Origin of the sequence: Bacillus sp. FSL R5-0512, from assembly GCF_038593295.1 — a bacterium.
In the GTDB taxonomy this organism is placed as follows: Bacteria; Bacillota; Bacilli; order Bacillales; family Bacillaceae; genus Bacillus; species Bacillus safensis.
Genome location: NZ_CP151982.1, coordinates 605,440 through 626,603 on the forward strand (window position 1 = coordinate 605,440; position 21,164 = coordinate 626,603).

A 21,164-nucleotide genomic window follows, 5' to 3' on the forward strand; every position below is an offset into this window, starting at 1 on the left:
TAATCCTCACTTAAATTCAATTTGATACAGTATAAGTGCGGACATCCAAATAGGTGAATAAAATAAAAAAACCCGCTTTTCAGCGGGAGAATTACGGGTGTTTATTTTCAAGCGCCGCATTTGCAGGCACTTTTTTATTCGGTTTAAAGATAAAATAAGCAGCTAGTACACCAAAGGTAATGATACTCGTCAAAATGAGCTGCGGCCGCATGGATTCGATAAACAGCATCGATGCCAAGATGGCGCAAATGACCAAAATGGTAAAGTACGTGAGGTATGGGAACAGCCACATTTTGATTTTGAGCTGTTCTGGATTTTCTTTTTCGATTTTGCGTCGCATTCTTAATTGTGAAACGGCAATGACCAAGTAAACAAGAAGGGCAATGGCACCAGATGCGTTGACTAAGAACAAAAAGATGGTTTCAGGATAAAAGTAGTTCATCATGACGGCAATGTAGGAAAAGAAGGTACCTGCGACTGTAGCCGCTACAGGAACACCACGTTTGCTGATTTTCATAAAACGTTTCGGCGCTTCGCCTCTTTCTGCTAATGAATAAAGCATTCTGGACGTTGTGTACAACCCGGAGTTTAAACAAGATAAAACAGCTGTTAAGACAATGACGTTCATGACTTGAGCGGCTGATGGAACACCAATGTATTCTAATACCGCAACGAACGGGCTTGTTAAAATACTTGCGGAATTCCAAGGAAGCAAGGTGACAACGACAGCAATTGATCCGACATAGAATACGATAATACGCCATACAACAGAGCGGGTGGCTGTCGTCACAGATTTGACTGGGTCTGCTGATTCACCGGCCGCTATGGCCACAATTTCCGTTCCCATGAAGGAAAAGATGACGACGACAATTCCGAGTAACACAGAGCTGAATCCATTTGGAAGAAAACCGCCGTTGCCTGTTAGATTGGCAAGACCTGAAGTATGATGACCGCCAAAACCAAAGATAAATGCAAAACCAATGAGTAGAAAGAGAATGATGCTGACGACTTTAATTAATGAAAACCAATATTCAAATTCGCCAAAAGATTTAACAGAAAAGATATTTGTTAATGTTAAGAGGATTGTGAGGATAAGACTTGTGAGCCAAACAGGTGCATCTCCATACCAATATTGAATAATGGCAGCACCGGCAATGGCTTCGATGGCGATGACGATCACCCAGAAGAACCAGTAAAGCCAGCCGATTGTAAACCCGGCCCATGGACCGATGGCATCGCTCGCATATTGTGAGAAAGAACCGCTTGTCGGATAGGCACATGCCATTTCTCCAAGCATTCTCATAATAAAGATCACCAGAAGTCCGGCAAAAGAATAGGAAAGAATGGATCCAGGCCCTGCAGAATGAATGACAGCGCCGCTACCAACAAATAGCCCTGCCCCAATGACCCCAGCAATGGAGATCATCGAAATATGTCTTGTTTTAAGGTTTTTTTGAAGACCGTTTGTCATGTTGGACATTTCTTTACCTCCAAACATTTCTCATGAATAGAGAATTTGTTTTTAGAATATTTTAAATTTTATCATACTGAATTGTCATTCAGCATTGGACAGGTTATCAAACTGACATTTCAAACCTCTTAACATGATGTTAAAAAGTAGAAAGGATTTGAGAGATTATGTTCCCTCTTTTCCCTCTGTTTATTTTTAAAATAGCATAAAAAAGGAAGGAGGGAAGTTGTGTCCTAAAATAAAATTATTCTGATAATTTATCCAAGAAGAGTGATTTGACGATATGTCTATTTCGAAGAGAAATGGAAAAAGGTTGATAGGAGTAGGTCTTGAGGTCATTTGACCTTGTAAAAATAAGTTTGCTTAGGACAACACATTTCTATTTATCCTATTTTGCTGACATAAGCGAATCATGTTGCTGTAGACCCACACGGGCTTTGCTTTGTAAGATAAATAATAGAAAAGTGATGTGTGAGGAGGCGCGGTTCAGCATGGAGCGCTATAACGAATTAAGACAAGGTGAAACAGGTGCTTGGGTCAGCATCATTGCCTATGTGATCTTATCTGCGGTCAAACTCATTATTGGGTATGTGTTTCATTCAGAGGCTCTTTCAGCAGATGGATTGAATAACACGACGGATATTATTGCATCCCTTGCTGTGTTGATCGGGCTGCGTATTTCTCAAAAGCCGCCTGATGAAGATCATCCGTATGGTCATTTTAGAGCGGAAAATATTGCGTCTCTTGTGGCTTCCTTTATCATGATGCTTGTTGGGCTTCAGGTTTTGCTGAGTGCAGGCAAGTCGCTCTTCTCATCTGAGCATCAAACGCCGGATATGATCGCGGCTTGGACAGCAGCAGGAAGTGCTGTTGTGATGTACGGTGTGTATATCTATAATCGCAATCTGTCCAAACGGATCAATAGCCAGGCTCTTCATGCGGCAGCTGCTGATAATAAATCAGATGCGTATGTAAGTATTGGAACATTTGTAGGAATTATGGCTTCTCAATTTCAGCTGGCATGGATTGATACGCTTGCAGCGTTTGTCATTGGCTTAATTATTTGTAAAACTGCGTGGGAGATTTTCAGAGATGCCTCTCATTCGTTAACAGACGGTTTTCATATAAAAGATATGTCTAAATATAAAGAGACCATTGAAGCAACACCAGGAGTAGGCGATTTAAAGGATATAAAAGCGCGTTATCTTGGAAGTACAGTCCATGTGGATGTAGTGGTTGAGGTCGAGCCTAACTTGAACATAGCAGAAAGCCATGATATTGCAGATGAAATTGAACGTAGAATGAAGCAGGAGCATGATATTTTACACTCTCATGTTCATATGGAGCCAGCAAGTGAGCCGAAAGAAGAGAAGAAGTCTTTTCCATCGTGAGAAGGCTTCTTTTTTATATGTGCTGATGTTATATGCAAATGCGCGTTGTATGGTAAAGTTAGACTATATGAAATTTGACAGAAACGTGATAGGAGGATCAGGATGGCATTTGATGAACCGATGCATTCAGATTTACAAAAAATCGTAGATAACATCAATAAAGTCATGGTTGGGAAAAAAGATATTGCGATATTAAGCCTTGTTGCGATTTTGGCGAAGGGGCATGTGCTGCTAGAGGATGTGCCTGGTGTAGGGAAGACGATGATGGTTCGTGCTTTGGCAAAATCCATTGGCTGTGAGTTTAAGAGAATCCAATTCACTCCTGACCTTTTGCCTTCAGACGTAACAGGCGTGTCGATTTACAATAAAAAGACAAATGAATTTGAATTTAGGCAAGGGCCGATCATGGGGCAGATTATTTTGGCTGATGAGATCAACCGGACCTCTCCTAAAACACAATCAGCATTGCTTGAAGCGATGGAGGAAGGCAGTGTCACAGTGGACGGAGAAACGATGCTACTTGCGGATCCTTTTTTCGTCATGGCGACGCAAAATCCAGTGGAATATGAAGGGACTTATCCGCTGCCAGAAGCGCAAATGGACCGGTTTTTATTCAAGCTGCAGATGGGATATCCGACCATGCTTGAGGAGCTGGAGGTGCTCAACTTGCAGGAGAAAGAATCCCCGATTGATACGCTCCAAGCTGTCATGACAAAGGATCATATCCATGCGTTGCAGCAGGCTGTTCAGACCATTCATGTGGATGCATCCATTAAAGAATATATTGTTGAAATTGCTCAAGCGACGCGTAAACATCCATCTATTTATCTAGGTGTGAGTCCAAGGGGATCGATCGCCTTGATGAAAGCGGCACAGGCGTATGCGCTTTTGAATCAGCGCGATTATGTGATTCCTGATGATGTACAGTATTTGGCGCCTTATACATTACCGCATCGTATGATTTTGACATCAGAAGCGACATATGAAGGGAAGAAGGCGGAGACACTGCTGCGACAAATGCTTGAGCAAATTGGCGTGCCAGTTCAAAAGTCGATGACTCAATGAAGTCACGTCATCGTGTAGCAATTTCATTATGGTTAAGGGTAATGATGCTCATCATTCTCACTGCGGCAGCCTTTTGTTATGCCATGTTTCAGGGAGGGTTTGTGAGTTGGTTCCTTTTTTATGCATTTTTACCATATGCTTTGTATGCATTGCTGTTTGCACTTGTTCCGCTTCGCGCGACAGCCAAGAGGACAATACAGCAAACCCGCTTGAAGGCGGGAGATGTGCTGTCCGTTGACCTTGAAATCAAGCGGACACATCCATTTCCGTACGTTTACGTCATGATAGAGGATGCTCCGCCAGACACCTTTCACTTAAAGGAACAGATTGAAATGAAGCAAATGCTTTTCCCTTGGTTTCGGAAAACTTGGCGATTTTCCTATCAATTGAATGATGTCATACGGGGAGAGCATCATTTGACAGCAGTTCGAATTAAAACGGGTGATATGTTTGGGTTTGTTGAGAAAGAAATCATCATTCCGTTAGAGAAAAAGCTGCTTGTCTACCCCAAAGTGCTGGATATCCCGGTGGAGCCTGCTGAATCAGTGAGTGAAAATGGAGGCAAAGCGGTTCACTCGTGGTTAAATGAACCGGCCCATGTAACAACAGGCGTACGGGAATATCAGCAAGGAGACCGTTTTGCTTGGGTGGACTGGAAGACAACGGCCAGAAGAGGCCAGCTGATGACGAAGGAATTTGAACAGAATCAAGCAAAGGACCTTGTCGTGTTTGCTGATTTTACTGATCAAGCTGTTTTTGAAACAGTCGTCTCTATTACAGCATCTGTTCTTCAAATGGCTGTGAAAAAAGGCGTGCCGTCAGGTCTTGTCCCTCTAGGAGATCAGGCTGCCTTTCGAGTCGATCAAGGAGAACTTCATTTACAGGACATGATTTATTATTTAACAAGGGTGCAGCAGCAGTCTTCCCGCGCACTAGAATATAAACCGTTAGCAGCGAGTGAGTACCAGCACTCAGGAAAATATGTCGTCACGGGTCAGCTGCAGGAGGAGCTTGCGGCAAGTCTTTTTGGAAATCGAAACAGAAAGAACATCACCGTGCTTTTAGTGAAGAAAGCCGTTGACCATTTGACGACAAATGAAAAACAGCTTGTAGACCGGCTCAAGGCCTCTGGAATACGCATCACCCTTTTATTTGAAGACCGGCTGCACGATAGAACTGTGAGGTGACAAACATTTATGCTGCATACGCATCTGCGGCAAAGCCGTTTTGAATTGTTCATCTATTATGCTGTAGCTTTTCTGCTGCTATGGGAGTGGCTTCGTCCACTTCAAGATTTTACAGAGACGAGCCATACGTCTTATTTCATCATTTTTATCGGGCTTACGTGTTTGTTTACGTTCTTTCGTCTGAAGTGGTATGTGACGTTTCCTATTTGTGCTGGACTGATTTTGCTCGCCTTATATTTGATCTTTTATCAATCAGCGCCAGGTTATCCGGCTGCTTTGTTTGCTGATATCAAGGATAATATCACGTTAATGAGCATGGGCATGTGGAGTGACATGTATCCGTCTTTCCGCACATTGTTGTTTTATATTTTGCTGTGGCTGCTTGTCTATTTGCTTCATTATTGGGTGGTCTATCAGCAGCGTATCTTTTTCTTTTTACTAATGACGATTGTATATGTCACGATTCTTGATACGTTTACGCCATATGATGCGACCTTTGCGATCGTTCGTATTATGGTATTTGGCTTTTGTTTGCTTGGATTGCTGTATTTTGATCGACTGCGTTCGGCTGAGGGCGTTCGGGTGTCACAGAAAGCACGTCTAAAGTGGTTTTTGCCCATGCTGGTGCTTGTCCTTCTATCAGCGTCACTCGGCGCTTCTTTGCCAAAGTCTGATCCGAAATGGCCTGATCCTGTCCCGTTTTTTAAGGCGGTTACGAATCAAGATGGGACAGCCGGGCAGAATAAAGTGGGATATAGTGCAGATGATTCGGCGCTTGGCGGACCATTTAGTGAGGACCGCACACCTGTCTTTAAATGGAGCGGAAAGGAGCCGTCTTACTTTCGTGTAGAAACAAAAAGTATTTACACAGGAAAGGGCTGGGAGGATGCTTCAAATGATACGAAGTCTACTCGGTTAAAGGACGACACTGTGCCGAATCGGTGGTTTACTGAGCGAGTGAAAACAGAGGTACATGAAACGAGAGTCGATATGGAATCGAACTATCGATTTAATCATGCCGTCTATCCGATTGGTACGATTACGCTGACGCCAATGGAAAATATTCCGCTGCAAATCATGGGCAAAACGGAGAAAATTGTCCCGTCTATGCAAAACCCACCTAAAAATTTAGGGAACTATCAAGTCAGCTTTTTATCCCCTACATTTATCCTGGAGGATTTACAGAGAATCAAAGTACCGACAAAGAAGCAGGTGAATCAGCAGGTTGGCCGTGAATACTTGCAGCTTCCATCCTCACTTCCAGAACGTGTGAAAACTTTGGCAAACAGCTTAACGGAAACGAAGGACAATATGTATGATAAAGCCAAAGCAATCGAGGATTATTTAGGATCTGCGAAGTTTTCATATGAAACGCAAAATGTCGCAGTGCCTGGTCGTAATGAAGATTATGTAGACCAATTTTTATTTGATACGATGATCGGCTATTGTGATAATTTTTCAACCTCTATGATTGTGATGCTTCGATCGATCGGGATTCCGGCGAGATGGGTGAAAGGGTATACGTCTGGCCAATTATATGAAACACAGATGGATGGAAACAATGTATATGAAGTGACCAATAACAATGCGCATTCATGGGTAGAGGTTTATTTTCCAAACAGAGGCTGGGTCACCTTTGAGCCGACAAAAGGCTTTACAAACCCAGAGACATTTACGAATGAAGCTGTTTCAAGCGATCAAACGGATGATCAAAAGGAAGAAAAAGATCAGTCTAGTTCTGATGCAAGTGAAGATCAGCAGCAAGACCAGCCGAAGCAGCAGGAGACAGAGCAGCCGGCACAACCAAAGGAACAAACAGCGCAGGCAAAGCCAAATATGGTGCATGTTGGTTGGGTTATAGGTTATGCGGCAGGAGCTATTGTCCTGCTTGGATTCATCAGCTGGATGCTTTATCGATTTAGAACAAGATGGCTGCCATTCTTTATTGTAAGAAAGGTGAAACGTCTGCCAGAGGATGAAGCATTCTTCTATGCGTATGCAGCTCTATTAAAGCAGCTAGGGCGCAGAGGAATCGAGAAAAAGCCAGGTATGACGCTAAGAGAATTCGCTTCGTTGATTGATGAGAAGGATGGAGATCATCATATGTCAGAGCTGACACAGCTTTATGAACGTGCGCTCTACCGGCGAGAGGATGCGTCGGCGCTTTGGCAGCAATCGGCAAAGTTATGGGAAAATTTAATAAACAGGAGATAGTCTTGACCGCGTACCTTCCTGTTGTTAGAATAGGTGAATATTAAAACCTTCTAAAATACATGAAATTGAAGCGTTCGGATGTGAGTCTGGGCGCTTCAAAAGCGTGATCTTCACACTGAGAGCAGGTTTTCTCCTCTCATTTTTTCTGTGCGTTTATAAAAAACTATATTGGACATAGAGGTGACACCATGACAAATTTAGTAAATGAAATGATTTTGGTTCTCGATTTCGGCAGTCAGTACAATCAGCTGATCACACGCCGTATTCGTGAATTTGGTGTGTACAGTGAGCTTCATCCGCACACTTTAACTGCTGAAGAAATTAAAGAAATGGCACCTAAAGGAATCATCCTTTCTGGTGGACCAAACAGTGTTTATGATGAAGGATCTTTCCGCTGTGATGAAAAGATCTTTGATCTAGACATTCCGGTTCTAGGCATTTGCTACGGCATGCAGCTCATGACTCACTATTTAGGCGGGAAAGTAGAAGCGGCCAGCCAGCGTGAATATGGAAAAGCAGATATCCATATTAACGGAACACCTGCTTTATTCAAAGACCTTCCAACTGATCAAGTCGTTTGGATGAGCCATGGTGACCTCGTTGTTGAAGTACCAGAAGGCTTTACAGTCGATGCAACAAGTGCACATTGTCCAAACTCAGCCATGAGCTTAGCTGAGAAGAATTTCTATGGCGTTCAATTCCACCCAGAGGTTCGTCACTCTGAGTACGGAAATGACCTATTGAAAAACTTTGTCTTCGGCGTGTGTGATTGTGATGGCAAATGGTCAATGGAGAACTTTATTGAAATCGAAATGCAGAAAATCCGTGAAACAGTAGGCGACAAGCAAGTATTGTGCGCACTAAGCGGCGGGGTGGATTCATCTGTTGTGGCAGTATTGATCCACAAAGCCATCGGCGATCAGCTGACATGTATTTTCGTTGACCATGGTCTTCTTCGCAAAGGCGAAGCAGAAGGGGTTATGAAAACATTTAGCGAAGGTTTCAACATGAACGTGATTAAAGTAGATGCAAAAGATCGTTTCTTAAACAAGCTAAAAGGTGTGTCTGATCCTGAGCAAAAACGTAAAATCATCGGTAACGAATTCATCTATGTATTCGATGACGAAGCGGACAAGCTAAAAGGAATCGACTACTTAGCACAAGGAACTCTTTACACAGACATCATTGAGAGCGGAACAGCAACGGCACAAACAATCAAATCTCACCACAACGTAGGTGGTCTTCCAGAAGACATGCAGTTCGAATTGATTGAGCCACTCAATACGCTATTCAAGGATGAAGTCCGTGCCTTAGGTTCAGAGCTTGGCATTCCTGATGACATCGTCTGGAGACAGCCATTTCCAGGTCCAGGACTAGGTATCCGTGTACTAGGTGAAATTTCTGAAGAAAAACTAGAAATCGTCCGTGAATCGGATGCAATTCTACGCGAAGAAATTGCCAACTTCGGCCTTGAGCGCGACATCTGGCAATACTTCACGGTTCTCCCAGACATCCGCAGCGTAGGTGTTATGGGTGACGCAAGAACATACGACTACACAATCGGTATCCGTGCTGTGACATCTATTGACGGTATGACGAGTGACTGGGCAAGAATCCCTTGGGACGTGCTTGAAAAGATCTCAACTCGTATCGTGAATGAAGTGAAGCATATTAACCGCGTGGTGTATGATATTACGAGTAAGCCGCCTGCTACGATTGAGTGGGAGTAAATGTAAAAGAGCTAAAAACCTTTGTGTATCAAGGGTTTCTAGCTCTTTTTTATTATTAACTGCACTTTTCCCTTCCGTCTTCATGTGTTAATGAATCATTCCATCCCTTACACACATCAATCCATTGTGAATAACCGGAGTGTTTTTCTAATTGTTTTATTGTGAGTTCAATCGCACTGTTACTGCTCCCGCAGGCTGGATAGACTGTCTCAAAACGTTTGAGTGAAATATCTAAATAAACAGAAACGCCATTCTTTATAGCAAAAGGACATACTCCACCAATTTCATGACCGACCAAGTCAACGACCTCATGAGGAGAAAGCATTTTAGCTTTTGTTTTAAAATATTCCTTGAATTTTTTGTTATCAACTTTTGCATCGCCAGAGGTCACAATTAAAATAGCTTGTCCATTTACTAGAAAGGATAGTGTTTTTGCGATTCTTTCAGGTTCGCAGCCCAATGCAGAAGCAGCCAAGTCTACGGTTGCACTAGATACTGAAAATTCTTGAATTCGAGTATCCATATCATATTGTTTAAAATAATCTTTTACTTGTTTGATGGACATGATGATTTCTCCTTTTTATTTGTATTGATTTGAATTTTTCTCGTTTTTAAAATTGTACTTTTAAAGTACAATCTCTCCAAGTATTAATACAATAGAGTCATTATCTATTATTTAAACGATATTGATGTGGTGTTAGGTGATACTTTCTCTTAAATAAACGAATGAAATGCTCTACATTTTGATAACCTACGGCTGCCGCAATATGATCTACTTGTGAATTGCTGCCAGTGAGCATTTCGCAGGCTTTTTCCAATCTTATTTCTTGTCGAATCTCACGAAATGATTTGCCAAGCTTACGAGCTATATATTTTGACAGGTAAGACTGTGAAAGGTTAAATTCCTCTGCCATCTCCTGGATGGTGATATGCTCACAACATTGCTGAATATATTGGAGCATTTGAATAATACGTATATCACGATATTGTTTGACCTGATTTACGTTCATATGACTTGGTTTGAATCTTAATAAGAGACATAATAATATCTCAAACAAATTATTCATAATCAACTGGTAACTAGGAAACCGATTATAATTTTCTGTAAATAGTTGAAGAGAGCAGTCTAGCAAATGTTTATCCAAGTGACTATGGAAAATAAGAATATTTTTATTTTCTTTTATATACAATGCATTCAAAAAGAATTCTGAAATGACATTATTTCCTTTTAACATTTTAAAAAACACTTTTTGAAAAGTACTCTTACGGATCATGATTTGCATGGCGATTGTATTCTCCATTACAATTGGCTTGTGTAGGGTGTCAGGTGGAATAAAGGCAATATCTCCTGATTTTAAAGTCATTTTTTTGTCTTCCACTTCTACATACATCTCATTTTCCAGAACATAGATCATTTCAAAGAAATCATGGATAGCCGGCAATTGAGGCATAAAACGGCTATACTTTCTCACTTCGATATCTTTCTCCTGACCTAACCACATGGTATCTTCCTTTTCAAATTCGTTTTGCCCTTTTTGTAAAAACTCTTCTATATATATTTGCTTATGCATTAAATTGTATTTATCATAATCCTTCAAAAATAATTGCAATGATTGATTGTCATGCTTTTTCTGTTGGTATTGTTGATAAAAGATTTCTTGCTCGTTATATTCTCTTAAATATTGCATCACTTCATGTTTTTCAAGTTTATCTTTTTCCATCTACATCCAAACCTCTAGTTTATTTACTGCAACCACCAGGGCCTTCACTGTTGCTTCTATAATATCTTTATCAATTCCAGCACCCCAATGCATTTTTCCTTGATATGAAATTCCAATCTGTGCACAGGCTTGTGCTTGGGAATCCTTGCCTAAAGAATTCTGTTCATAGACTTCCAAAACATATTCGAGATGAAAATATGCTTTTAACGCATTACTGATTGCATCTAAACTTCCAGTGCCAGTTCCTTGTATTTCAATTTGTTGATGATCTCTCAGCAAGGTTAAGGTAACTTCCTGCTTCTCTCCTTTATGAAATTGATAATCAAGCAGCTGGAAATGAGGGTGAAAATCAACATACTGTTCTTTAAAAACATGATATATTTCTTCGACAGACAATTCCCTACTTATCTGATCAGATACTTTCTTCGCTGCATATCCCATGGCTTCATTCATTTGATAAGGAAGTTGAATGCCATAATTTGTTTCTAGTATATAGCCTATGCCGCCTTTTCCAGACTGGCTGTTGATTCGAATCACATCCGTTTGATAATTCCTCCCCAAGTCAACTGGATCTACTGGGATATACGGAACGTCCCATTTATCAACTTTATTTTCTTTTCTATATTTCATACCTTTAGATATCGCATCTTGATGTGAACCAGAGAATGCGGTGAAAACCATCTCCCCAGAATAGGGCTGCCGCTCATGAACAGTGATTTTTGTTAGTTTTTCATATTTTTTACGAATCGCTTCTAGGTTATTGAAATTCAATTTTGGATCATAACCTTGTGAATACATATTCATCGCCAAGGTAATCAAGTCTACGTTCCCTGTACGTTCACCGATACCAAATAATGTACCTTCGACTCTTTCTGCGCCAGCTAGAACACCAAATTCTGCATCACTCACCCCAGAGCCGCGGTCATTATGAGGATGAACAGATAATGTCACACTGTCTCGGTAAGACAGATTTTTGTGTATATACTCAATCTGACTTGCAAAGATATGAGGCATTGAATATTCAACTGTTGTCGGAATATTGATGATCGCTTTATGAGTTGGTGTCGGTTTCCAAATATCTAAAACACTATTACAAATATCTAACGCATAATCAACTTCTGTTCCTGGAAAGCTTTCTGGACTATATTGAAAATAAATATCACTATTTGTTTTTTCGGCAAGTTCTTTTACTAAAATAGCTCCATCAATGGCAATTTGTTTAATTTCATCTTTTGTTTTCTTAAATACTTGTCTGCGCTGCGCTTCTGAAGTCGAATTATATAAATGAACAATCGCTTTCGGTACTCCCTTAAGGGCTTCGAAGGTTCGGCGGATAATATGCTCTCTCGCTTGTGTGATCACCATAATCGTGACATCGTCTGGAATCATATGATGATCAATCAGTGTCCGTAATAGCCTAAACTCCGTATCAGAAGCAGCTGGAAATGCGATCTCAATTTCTTTAAAACCTATCTCTACTAATAACTGAAACATTTCCAATTTTTCTTCTAAGTTCATAGGAATAGGTAATGCTTGATTACCATCCCGCAAGTCCACACTGCACCATATCGGAGCACTTTCTAATGTTTCTTTCTTCACCCAATCATAAGTAAGGTTCGGTGGCAAAAAGTATTTCTTTTCGTATTTTTTGTGATTAAACATTATCGAATCCTCCTAGAAAATAGAATATAAAAAAAGCCTTTCATCCCCAATATTTACCTTGGAGACGAAAGACTTCTTCTTACGCGGTACCACCCCTGTTTCATGATAAACAAACATTATCATGCCCTTATTCGGATACAGATTGTTTGATCTGTATCCTTCCCATATAACGGTGGGGTGCCGACCTTAACTACATCAATACTTTTCATTTCACTAAGGCTACTCTAAGGTGAGTTCCCTGCCTTTTTGTTATTGCTTCTCATCAGCCAGCAACTTTCTGAAAACATTTCGGCAAGTACTATTCCTTATCATCGCATTCTCATTTTTCTGATTTTTTCTATTATACCAAGTCTATAAAAAAGAGATAGTGATAGGGATATCTTTTTTAATTGATTTTTTTTGTTCTATGGGTGCTTATCTTTAATCCTCTTCACCAAATAAAATTCCAAGGCCACAAATAAAGGTGAGTGAATTCATAGCGAACAATAAAATCGCACCAATTTTTTTCATGGCAATGAACCTCCTCTTAAATTCAGTCTGCTAGCCTTCAAAATTTAAATTCACTGGTTCATCCTCTAAATGATCCACAGTATGTTGTTCTGTCACTGGCACACTTTCATCTACAATTTTAAAACTGAGTTCGTCCATCCAAATGTGACCTGAGCCTTGTAGTAATATGCCAAACGCAATGACTTCACTTTTGACTGGAACATCCAATACTACACTAAAATGATTCCAGCCGTTTGTTCCTGTAATGGGACGGTTCATCATGTTGTCAAACGCAAGAACTTCACCTGAAGAATGGTCAATCCTCATCCATAAACCAGCTGAACCTTTCACATCTTCGCTTTTGACAAAAGCGGAAAATTGAAGACGTTCTCCACGGTAACGATCAGACTTAATTTGCTGCATTAAGGTCGCGAATCCTCGTGCTTTTTCATCCTTTGATTTCAGGTAAGCTGAGGTAGTACCACTGTGTACAATTCTGTCATCCAAACCTGTTTCATAATCAGATGGTGTTTCTCCCGTCATAATCCAGCCAGTAGGTGTGTTCTTATTTGCAGCCATATTCGTTTCCTCCTTATCAATGACATTCCTTAGTAATCTCCGATAACGTGCGGGTGACATATCATATATCTTCTTAAAGGCTCTAGTGAAGGATTCCTGTGAACCAAAACGATACTGCAATGCAATGTCAATCACCCTTTGGTCCGTATGAATTAAATCCTTCGCCGCTTGGGTCATTCGACGTTCCCGTATATAATCAACAACTGACTTCTTAATCACTTTTTTGAATATACGGTGAAAGTGAAACCTAGAATAACCAGCGTGTTTCGCTAGAGTTTGAAGCGGTAAATCATCTTTCAGATGCTGTTCAATATAATTTAATGTTTCTTGAATCGTTTTCTCATGTTCTTGATAGGACAACCGAGCACCTCCTTGCCTTACGAGTTTAGTATAGCGGAAATGATCTTTAGGAAACTTGACTTTTTGTGCTGTGTTGTAATATCAGAGGGAGAATTTCCTAACCTAGGTTTAGAGATTGGTATTCATGACGACATCGTCTAGAGACATCCAAACTCAGATCCAGGACTAGGTATCCGTGTACTAGGTGAAATTTCAGAAGAAAAACTAGAAATCGTCCGTGAATCTGATGCGATTCTACGCGAAGAAATTGACAACTTCGGCCTTGAGCGCGACATCTGGCAATACTTCACGGTTCTCCCAGACATCCGCAGCGTAGGTGTTATGGGTGACGCAAGAACATACGACTACACAATCGGTATCCGTGCTGATACTTCGATTAATGGGATAACGAGTGACTGGGAAAGAATCCCTTGGGATGTTTTTTAAAAGATCTCAACTCGTGTGAATGAAGTGAAGCATGTTAACCGTGTGGTGTATGATATTACGAGTAAGCCGTCTGCTACGATTGAGTGGAAATTCTATTAATATTAAGTTTACTCCAAGCTTTTTTGTTTAGATATCACTAGTGATACCTTTAAGGTAATCTATAAAATTTGAAAGATTATTTATATGGTGGAATATATTTCATATAGGGTATATTATATGATTATCTATAATCTATTAAGTATAATACGTATCAAAAATAATTCGAGGTGTAAAAAATATGGTTAATTTTAAAAAAAGATTTTGACAAAAGCTGTAGAAAGAAAAGTTAATTCAATCGAAATATTGATACGTTAGATCGGTCTTATGAAAAGGGCCCGTTAAGACCTGTACAAATTCAACTTTAGACAAATGGTATAAAGGTTTTAAAAATAAAAAAGACGTTGTAATGAAATTACATACTGGTCAAGGTAAAACCATTATGGGCATTTTAATGCTAAAGTCTATACTTAATGAAGATAAAGGATAGCATTATATTTATGCCACGACCACCAATTAGTAAATCAAGCTTGTGAGCAGACTGCTAGCTTTGAAATATGTAACCATGAATTCTTCAGGATTACCAGATGAATTTATTAATGCTAAAGCTATCCTTATAACTACTGTTCAAAAACTATTTAATGGTGAATCTAAATTTGGTATAGGAGCTAGATCTTATCTGTTTCATCTATTCTTTTAGGCGATGGTCACGCCTGTATTGATATTATTAAAGATGCTTTTAAAATAACATTGCCTTAAGATTCGGTATGAGGAATTCAATAGGCGAGAATCCTTTGGGGCATGTTTGAAAAGATCTCAACTCGTATCGTGGAATGAAGTAAAGCATATTAACCTGGGGCATGATACTACAAGTATGCGGCCTGCGTATTTACTTTATCCTTTAACCAATAATGAAATTCTTTCTTAAAATTAAAAAAGAGTAGCCGACAAAATAAATGTAGAAGTAACTTTAGTTTTATATTTTAATTAATATTAGTAGGAGGAATTTATATGAGAGAGGAAAGGGAAAATAGAGCTGAAAATTCAATCAATGTATTATTTCTTGTTATTTATATGTGTATACTACTTTTTCTATTGTCTAAAAAATTGTATTTGTTTGCAAGTATTTATGTAGTATTAATTAGTTTGTGGCTAATTTGGGTTAATAGAAAAACCATTACTAGTAACATTAATACTCTCTTTGTTGAACTGAAAAAGCTAAAACAATTAAAATATTATTATATTACAGATGATAATAAAGATATTGATTTAGAGAAAAGGCGGAATATCTTTAATTTATTCCGTGATGTAGCGGTGGGGACACTTTTTATTTTATTAGTTAACATCTTTGCAATTAGAAGTCTTTTTGAACATTTTTTAGGTAAATCAGAAATTGTGAATTTAATTATTATTATCAGCATCAGTTTTGTCCTTCTTATTGGTTATGGGGGTATAATAGCTGGTTTAGTTCATAAATATACAACAGCTACTTATGTTTTGATACCAATAATTAGTTCTATCATCTACTTTTTCTTTCTACATCCAATAATTAATTTTTTACCTGATTTCGTTGGATTTTCGATTTACTTACTTAATACAATGATATTGTATTCTACGTTAACATATGCTTTTCCAGTTCATGTTTTAAGAAAATTAAATGGAAAGACAGTACTAATCAGTTCATTTACAACAATTTTAGCTGCACTTTTAAGTCCAATTTTATTGTTCTATTTTTCTAGTTATATCAAATCTGAGAAATATTTATTAACTATTGAAACTGTAAAAAATGAGAATGATGTCTCGGATACATTAAAAAACATTATTTTAGATAATCCTGATTTAGTAGATGTGATTAATCACTTTTTGTTGAAAGAATTTTCGAGTCAGTTAACTTCAATGATAAGTTTAGGGATAACTGCTTTTACAATATCTTATATTATAGGTGGATTATTAATTAATAGAAAAATAGTGAAAAATAAACTAAAAGCAAAAACTATTTATAGAAAATTAATTAAAGAAGAATATCCAATGGAGTATCAGTACTTAGTTGAATGCTCGTATTTTGGCGGAGAAGATTATGAGAACCTTTTATTAAATAACGATATAACTTCAAAAATAATAAAGGATAACGAGGTTAAATTAGATATTCCGGATCTTTCAATAAAAACCCGGTTTATAGCTTGGTTGAAAAGAAATTTAATTGTATACTCTATTTTCTCCTCATATAAAAAAGTATTTAGTGAATTAAGGAAGTAGTTCAAAATACATCATTTAAAGTTACAAGTTCGCGAAATCTCTGAATTAAGCCCTTCCTTCTTCTTGTACTCTAGAGATTTTTCCAAGCTGTTGAATCACACTAATTGAACTGATGACAAAGACTATTTTATAATTTGTTAATTTGAAATGAACGTGTATTTTTTGATATATGTTTTATTTCTCGTATTTACTTATATAGGTTACATGCTGAGACATTTGTTCCTTTTTTTTCGATCTATAGAAAAACTTTTTATATATAAAATTTCGTTGTAATAGCAGTTTAGCACACCTTTCTTCTCCGAATCTTTCAGAGGGAGAAAGGGTGCTGAATGTTCAATTTGCTAGACAAGTTTTCAATATATGGGTTTAGCTCACAAATGTGAAGGAGCATATTCGGGTTATGATTTTGAATGAAAAAAGTATTTGTTTTCCATGGGTTCGTTACGACTTTATATAGTATGATCAAATGAATGTGCAAGACTTAATGAATTCTATTTTAATTCATAATCCCTCTTCAAAATCGAATATATAAACACATCATCAAACCCATTCTGACCAAGATCATACTCCCTCAATAAACCCTCTCGCACAAAATTAATCTTCTCCAATAATTGAACAGAGGACATATTTGCTGGATCAATGATTGCTTCAATCCGGTTCAGGTTCATCACCTGAAATCCATATCGTAACACCGCAGCAATCGCTTCGCTCATGATGCCTTTTCTCCAATGATCGTGGTGTAATTCATAGCCAATTTCGGTGCGGAGGTGCTGTTTTTCTAAATTGAGAAATCCGCAGCTGCCGATGATGGCTGGGTTGTCTTTTAGAGAAATGCCCCAGCGGATGCCTGTTTGTTCTTTGAAGATGTCGTGATACCACTTGATTTCTCCTTTTGTGTCTTCAATCGTTTCATGAGCATCGATTCCCATGTAGCGGCACACAGTTTCATTGGATAAATAGATGTGCATATCCTCAGCGTCTTCGATCGTCGCTTGTTTTAAGATCAGTCTTTCGGTATGTATTGTTGGAAATGTTTGTGGAAAGTTGATTTTGTTCATTTGGTTATCCTCCATGAGATGTCTTTTGTTCTGTACATGCCTTACAATAAAAAACCCCTTCATTCCTCAGCCAAGCCTTCACCTCTGTCATTCCTTTTCTCTTTGGATAGATCAGCTTGACGTACACTTCTTCGTTTCCTTCTATCTTTTTCTGACAGCTAGCACACGCGGGTTCTTCAAATAGAAACAATAGACTTACTCCTTTTTGTACATATTTCTTCCATTATATCAAATGTTCGACAAAATCTTTGCGGCTCGTTCTTCACTTTCTCTATTTTTATCCGACATATGCTAAGTAAAAGAAATTTCCATTTGTTGAAACCGTTTGAGAGAAAGCTTGCTCTAACAGGTGTAGGAGGTGTGGATGAGATGAAGCAAGTGCGTCTAATTAAAAAAGCACAAAAAGGGAATGTCCCGGCATTTGAGAAATTAATGCTGATGTATCAGGAGCGTTTATATAAAACGGCTTTTCTCTACACAAGAAATAAAGAGGATTCGTTAGATGCTGTTCAAGAGACGGTATTTAAAGCGTTTAAGCATCTATCTGGTTTGAAAGAACCGGCTTATTTTTCTAGCTGGCTGACGAGAATTTTGATTCATACAATTTTTGCGATGAAGAAAAAACAGCAAGATGTTGTTCCGTTTGAACAGCAGCACGAAAGCGTGGAGCGTCATGATTTTTTGGAAGACAAGCTCGATTTAAAAAATGCACTTGATGTGTTAGATGAGCAATACCAGGTGGTCATTCAGTTGTTTTATTTTCAAGATTATTCAATTTCGATGATTTCTGAGCAGATGGGTGTGCCTGAAGGAACGGTTAAAACTCATTTGTATCGAGCAAGAAAGTTATTAAAGCAAACATTGGAGAAGGAGGAGAGTGTTGATGGAACGAAAAGAAATGAAAAAGCTTTATGATGAGATTGATGTACCAACGGTGGAAGTGACCTCTGCGATTCGTCAAGCAATAGGAGATGTAAAAGCGGAACAGAAAAAACATTGGTTCAAATGGAACTGGAGAACGCCAATATACTCTGTCCTCGTGCTCATCGTCCTTTACTTTTCATCAGGTTTCCTTTTTCCTTCTCTTAATACAGCGATGGCACGTGTCCCGATTATTGGGCAATTTTATATGATGTTTCACGATAAAGTAGGAATGGCTCTTTTTCAGAGTGATATGGTGAAGCATGTTAATGAGGGGGCTGAATCAAGAGGAATTACTGTAAAAGTAAACAGTGTTTACTATGATGCAGGGCGACTCGTTTATACGTTTACTGTCGATCATTTGAATACAAAAGAAAATTCAGTACCATTTGTAGTCAACCTAGATCCAGTAAATGAAACCACCCAATCGAGTGACTACAATCATGAATTAAAAAAATTGAAAGATGGTCGTTATGCTGGACAGGTGACAGTCTATACAAATGGACAGACAATTAAGCAAGGTCAAAAAGCGCCACTCGTCATTTCGAAAATTGGAGATATAGTAGGGAATTGGCGATTTGAATTACCTGTAGTGAAGCAAAAAACTACTATATTAGCTGGACAAAAAGACGTATCTATTTTAAAAGGACGTTATCAAATAAGGAATGTAAAAGTAGAAAAAGGATTGAAAGGGTCTGTTATTCAATATGCCATTGATTACAATGGTTTTGCCAAAGATGATAGAGTCATTATAGATAGAATGAAAGATGATTTAGGTAATGATTACCAATTCGAACTTGGAACAGATTTAGGAGAAAAACAACTGACTCCTGAAAAAACTAGAAAAGATCATTTGACCATTTTGAATCAACCGATCGATCCAAAGGCGACTGAATTAACATTTTACACAATTGTGGACTTCGAACGAGAAGAAAGCAAAATCATTCCTCTTCAGACAAAGCTGCCTGTTCAGTACAAAACAAAGCATCATGGAATTGGAATCAAAATTAATAAAATAGAGCAAAAGGGTCATTCTGTAACAGTTAATTATCAATTTACTGGAGTAGACCAGAAAGAATTAGATGAAGATATTATGGAGAATGTAGGTGAATGGATAGGATTAGGTGACATTAAAAAGTTAAAATCATGGTCAGATTCTGAAGCAAATGATGAAAACGGATATTACTTAGAGAGGAACGATGCAAAGGTGACCAATGTAAAGACAGCCTCTTTGCAATCCACTTTTGAATTTGATAAGAAGTTAGACACAATATCACTTAAGGATTATGGGCTTAACCTTGATTTGTCAGATCTGAACCGTTTGGTACCACAGAAATATATCATGGTAACCATTCCAGTCAAAAAAGAAACTTCAAAAGCTAGTCAATAAATAAGAAAGCGAACATGGTTATACATGTTCGCTTTTTGTCTGTTGTTCCACCATTCGATGACGGTTGAACGAATACCTGATCAATATCAACGCCACAAAACTAGCTAATCCACCAATCCAGCTTAAATTTGTTACATTTGTATACTGTATAATCACGCCGCCCATTGACGAACCAAGCATCATGCCGATGTTCATAATCGCTGTATTAAAGCTCAGCACGGTTTCTGATGCTTGGGGTTTAAGGGAGATCAGATAGTATTGCTTCGCTGGTGTTGTTGTCCATGTGGCGATGCCCCAAATGGCGAGTGTGATCAAGACGCTAATTGTAGAGAATTGCGTAAAGAATAAGGCAAAGAGAGCGAACATCTGGATCATAATGCTGATCGAGATGGTTCGGTTTGGTCCCCATTGATCAACGGCGAAGCCGCCAAAGCGTGAGCCAATAAAAGCAGAAATTCTTAAGACGAGCAAGGCCATGCTTGTCATTTCAAGTGAAAAGCCGGCGGTCTGTCGCAATAAAGGAGAGATATAAGCAAAGACCATCGTGTAGCCTAAAATCCAAAAGGCCGTCGTGGCTAAGCCGCTGATCACTCTGCGGTCTTGAAGAATGTGTAATTGCTGCTTCAATGGCAGATGTGAATGTCCCTCTATGCGTGGCAGCAATTGATAAAGAAGCAAGAAGAGACAAGCAGTACCTAGTGCAATGATGAGAAAAATATAGTGCCAATCCACATGACCTGATAGAAATGTTCCAATAGGCACACCAAGTACGAGTGAAACGGTGAAGCCAGTGATGACGGTCGCCATTGCACTTCCCTTTTTTTCTGGCGGGGCGATCTGCGCTGCATAATTCGTGGCAACGACAATATATAAGCCGCCGCTCATGGCCATGATGACGCGAGAGAGCAGGAGCAGCACAAAATGATGGCTGAAAAAGGCGAGCATATTGCCTAAAATAAACACAAAAATAGCTGATAACAAAACCTTTTTTCGGTTCAGCTTCGACGTTGCCATGACTAAAAAGAGAGCGCCTACTGCATAAAAAAGAGAATAGACAGTGATGAGCTGTCCGGCAGCAGGAATGGAGATGTGTAAATCAACAGCAATGATATCTAGAATGCCGGACACGACGAATTCTGACGTGCCTGTGACAAATGAACCGACAGCTAAAAGAATAATCAATAGCTGATGAGATGTGTTTTTCATTT

16 protein-coding genes, 1 pseudogene and 1 other annotated feature are annotated in these 21,164 nt (G+C 38.9%); of the genes and pseudogenes, 9 read left to right on the forward strand and 8 right to left on the reverse strand.

The annotated features are described in order from the left end of the window. Positions 1–91 precede the first annotated feature (91 nt). Positions 92–1,480, reverse strand: coding sequence for a GABA permease (gene gabP, locus NSQ25_RS03040; protein WP_024424482.1), 1,389 nt, complete (start codon positions 1,478–1,480; stop codon positions 92–94). Positions 1,481–1,962: 482 nt separating this feature from the next. Between gabP and NSQ25_RS03045 the strand changes: the two genes are divergently transcribed. The 5 genes from NSQ25_RS03045 to guaA all read left to right on the forward strand — a co-directional run bounded on the left by NSQ25_RS03045 (position 1,963) and on the right by guaA (position 9,058). Beyond that, positions 1,963–2,862: a cation diffusion facilitator family transporter gene (locus NSQ25_RS03045; RefSeq protein ID WP_034282879.1), complete on the forward strand. Its 900-nt coding sequence runs from the start codon at positions 1,963–1,965 to the stop codon at positions 2,860–2,862. Positions 2,863–2,964: 102 nt separating this feature from the next. Beyond that, entirely contained in the window at positions 2,965–3,927 is a 963-nt protein-coding gene (locus tag NSQ25_RS03050; protein ID WP_061110547.1) for a MoxR family ATPase, read from the forward strand. 101 nt (positions 3,928–4,028) lie between these two features. Next, the gene (locus tag NSQ25_RS03055) at positions 4,029–5,114 is read left to right on the forward strand and encodes a DUF58 domain-containing protein (protein ID WP_326136770.1); all 1,086 of its coding nucleotides are present in this window, start codon (positions 4,029–4,031) and stop codon (positions 5,112–5,114) included. Between the two features lie 9 nt (positions 5,115–5,123). Continuing rightward, positions 5,124–7,328, forward strand: coding sequence for a transglutaminase domain-containing protein (locus NSQ25_RS03060; RefSeq protein WP_326136769.1), 2,205 nt, complete (start codon positions 5,124–5,126; stop codon positions 7,326–7,328). Positions 7,329–7,516: 188 nt separating this feature from the next. After that, on the forward strand, positions 7,517–9,058 hold the full coding sequence (guaA, locus tag NSQ25_RS03065) for a glutamine-hydrolyzing GMP synthase (protein ID WP_024424487.1): 1,542 nt from the start codon (positions 7,517–7,519) through the stop codon (positions 9,056–9,058). Positions 9,059–9,113: 55 nt separating this feature from the next. On the opposite strand, the gene NSQ25_RS03070 is transcribed toward guaA, so the two are convergent. The 4 genes from NSQ25_RS03070 to NSQ25_RS03085 all read right to left on the reverse strand — a co-directional run bounded on the left by NSQ25_RS03070 (position 9,114) and on the right by NSQ25_RS03085 (position 13,869). Then, positions 9,114–9,623 (reverse strand): YbaK/EbsC family protein, encoded by a 510-nt coding sequence (locus tag NSQ25_RS03070; RefSeq protein WP_065215072.1) that lies wholly within the window; start codon positions 9,621–9,623, stop codon positions 9,114–9,116. Positions 9,624–9,723: 100 nt separating this feature from the next. Then, a complete protein-coding gene (locus tag NSQ25_RS03075) occupies positions 9,724–10,779 on the reverse strand; it encodes an AraC family transcriptional regulator (protein ID WP_326136768.1) in 1,056 nt (351 codons plus the stop codon). Continuing rightward, positions 10,780–12,441 carry a 2-isopropylmalate synthase gene (locus NSQ25_RS03080; RefSeq protein WP_326136767.1) on the reverse strand — a complete coding sequence of 554 codons (1,662 nt, stop codon included), beginning with the start codon at positions 12,439–12,441 and terminating at the stop codon, positions 10,780–10,782. Positions 12,442–12,498: 57 nt separating this feature from the next. Continuing rightward, positions 12,499–12,762: a binding site (T-box leader), on the reverse strand. A gap of 219 nt (positions 12,763–12,981) precedes the next feature. After that, positions 12,982–13,869 carry an AraC family transcriptional regulator gene (locus tag NSQ25_RS03085; RefSeq protein WP_326136765.1) on the reverse strand — a complete coding sequence of 296 codons (888 nt, stop codon included), beginning with the start codon at positions 13,867–13,869 and terminating at the stop codon, positions 12,982–12,984. Positions 13,870–13,971: 102 nt separating this feature from the next. On the opposite strand from NSQ25_RS03085, the pseudogene NSQ25_RS03090 reads away from it, so the two are divergent. Together NSQ25_RS03090 and NSQ25_RS03095 are read left to right on the forward strand one after the other, a co-directional pair. Next, positions 13,972–14,394, forward strand: a pseudogene (locus tag NSQ25_RS03090) (GMP synthase (glutamine-hydrolyzing)); the annotation flags it as partial. 948 nt (positions 14,395–15,342) lie between these two features. Further along, positions 15,343–16,587 (forward strand): hypothetical protein, encoded by a 1,245-nt coding sequence (locus tag NSQ25_RS03095; protein ID WP_326136764.1) that lies wholly within the window; start codon positions 15,343–15,345, stop codon positions 16,585–16,587. Between the two features lie 491 nt (positions 16,588–17,078). Here NSQ25_RS03095 and NSQ25_RS03100 read toward each other — a convergent pair whose 3' ends face one another. Both NSQ25_RS03100 and NSQ25_RS03105 read right to left on the reverse strand, forming a co-directional pair. Beyond that, entirely contained in the window at positions 17,079–17,645 is a 567-nt protein-coding gene (locus NSQ25_RS03100; RefSeq protein ID WP_326136762.1) for a GNAT family N-acetyltransferase, read from the reverse strand. A gap of 4 nt (positions 17,646–17,649) precedes the next feature. Then, positions 17,650–17,835: a hypothetical protein gene (locus NSQ25_RS03105; RefSeq protein ID WP_046314157.1), complete on the reverse strand. Its 186-nt coding sequence runs from the start codon at positions 17,833–17,835 to the stop codon at positions 17,650–17,652. A 179-nt stretch (positions 17,836–18,014) separates the two neighbouring features. Between NSQ25_RS03105 and NSQ25_RS03110 the strand changes: the two genes are divergently transcribed. Then, the gene (locus tag NSQ25_RS03110; RefSeq protein ID WP_144496740.1) at positions 18,015–18,560 is read left to right on the forward strand and encodes a sigma-70 family RNA polymerase sigma factor; all 546 of its coding nucleotides are present in this window, start codon (positions 18,015–18,017) and stop codon (positions 18,558–18,560) included. Further along, positions 18,529–19,956 (forward strand): DUF4179 domain-containing protein, encoded by a 1,428-nt coding sequence (locus NSQ25_RS03115; protein WP_326136761.1) that lies wholly within the window; start codon positions 18,529–18,531, stop codon positions 19,954–19,956. Before NSQ25_RS03110 ends, NSQ25_RS03115 begins: the two co-directional genes overlap by 32 nt. An 18-nt stretch (positions 19,957–19,974) precedes the next feature. On the opposite strand, the gene NSQ25_RS03120 is transcribed toward NSQ25_RS03115, so the two are convergent. Then, positions 19,975–21,162, reverse strand: coding sequence for an MFS transporter (locus NSQ25_RS03120; RefSeq protein ID WP_326136760.1), 1,188 nt, complete (start codon positions 21,160–21,162; stop codon positions 19,975–19,977). Between the last annotated feature and the right edge of the window lie 2 nt (positions 21,163–21,164).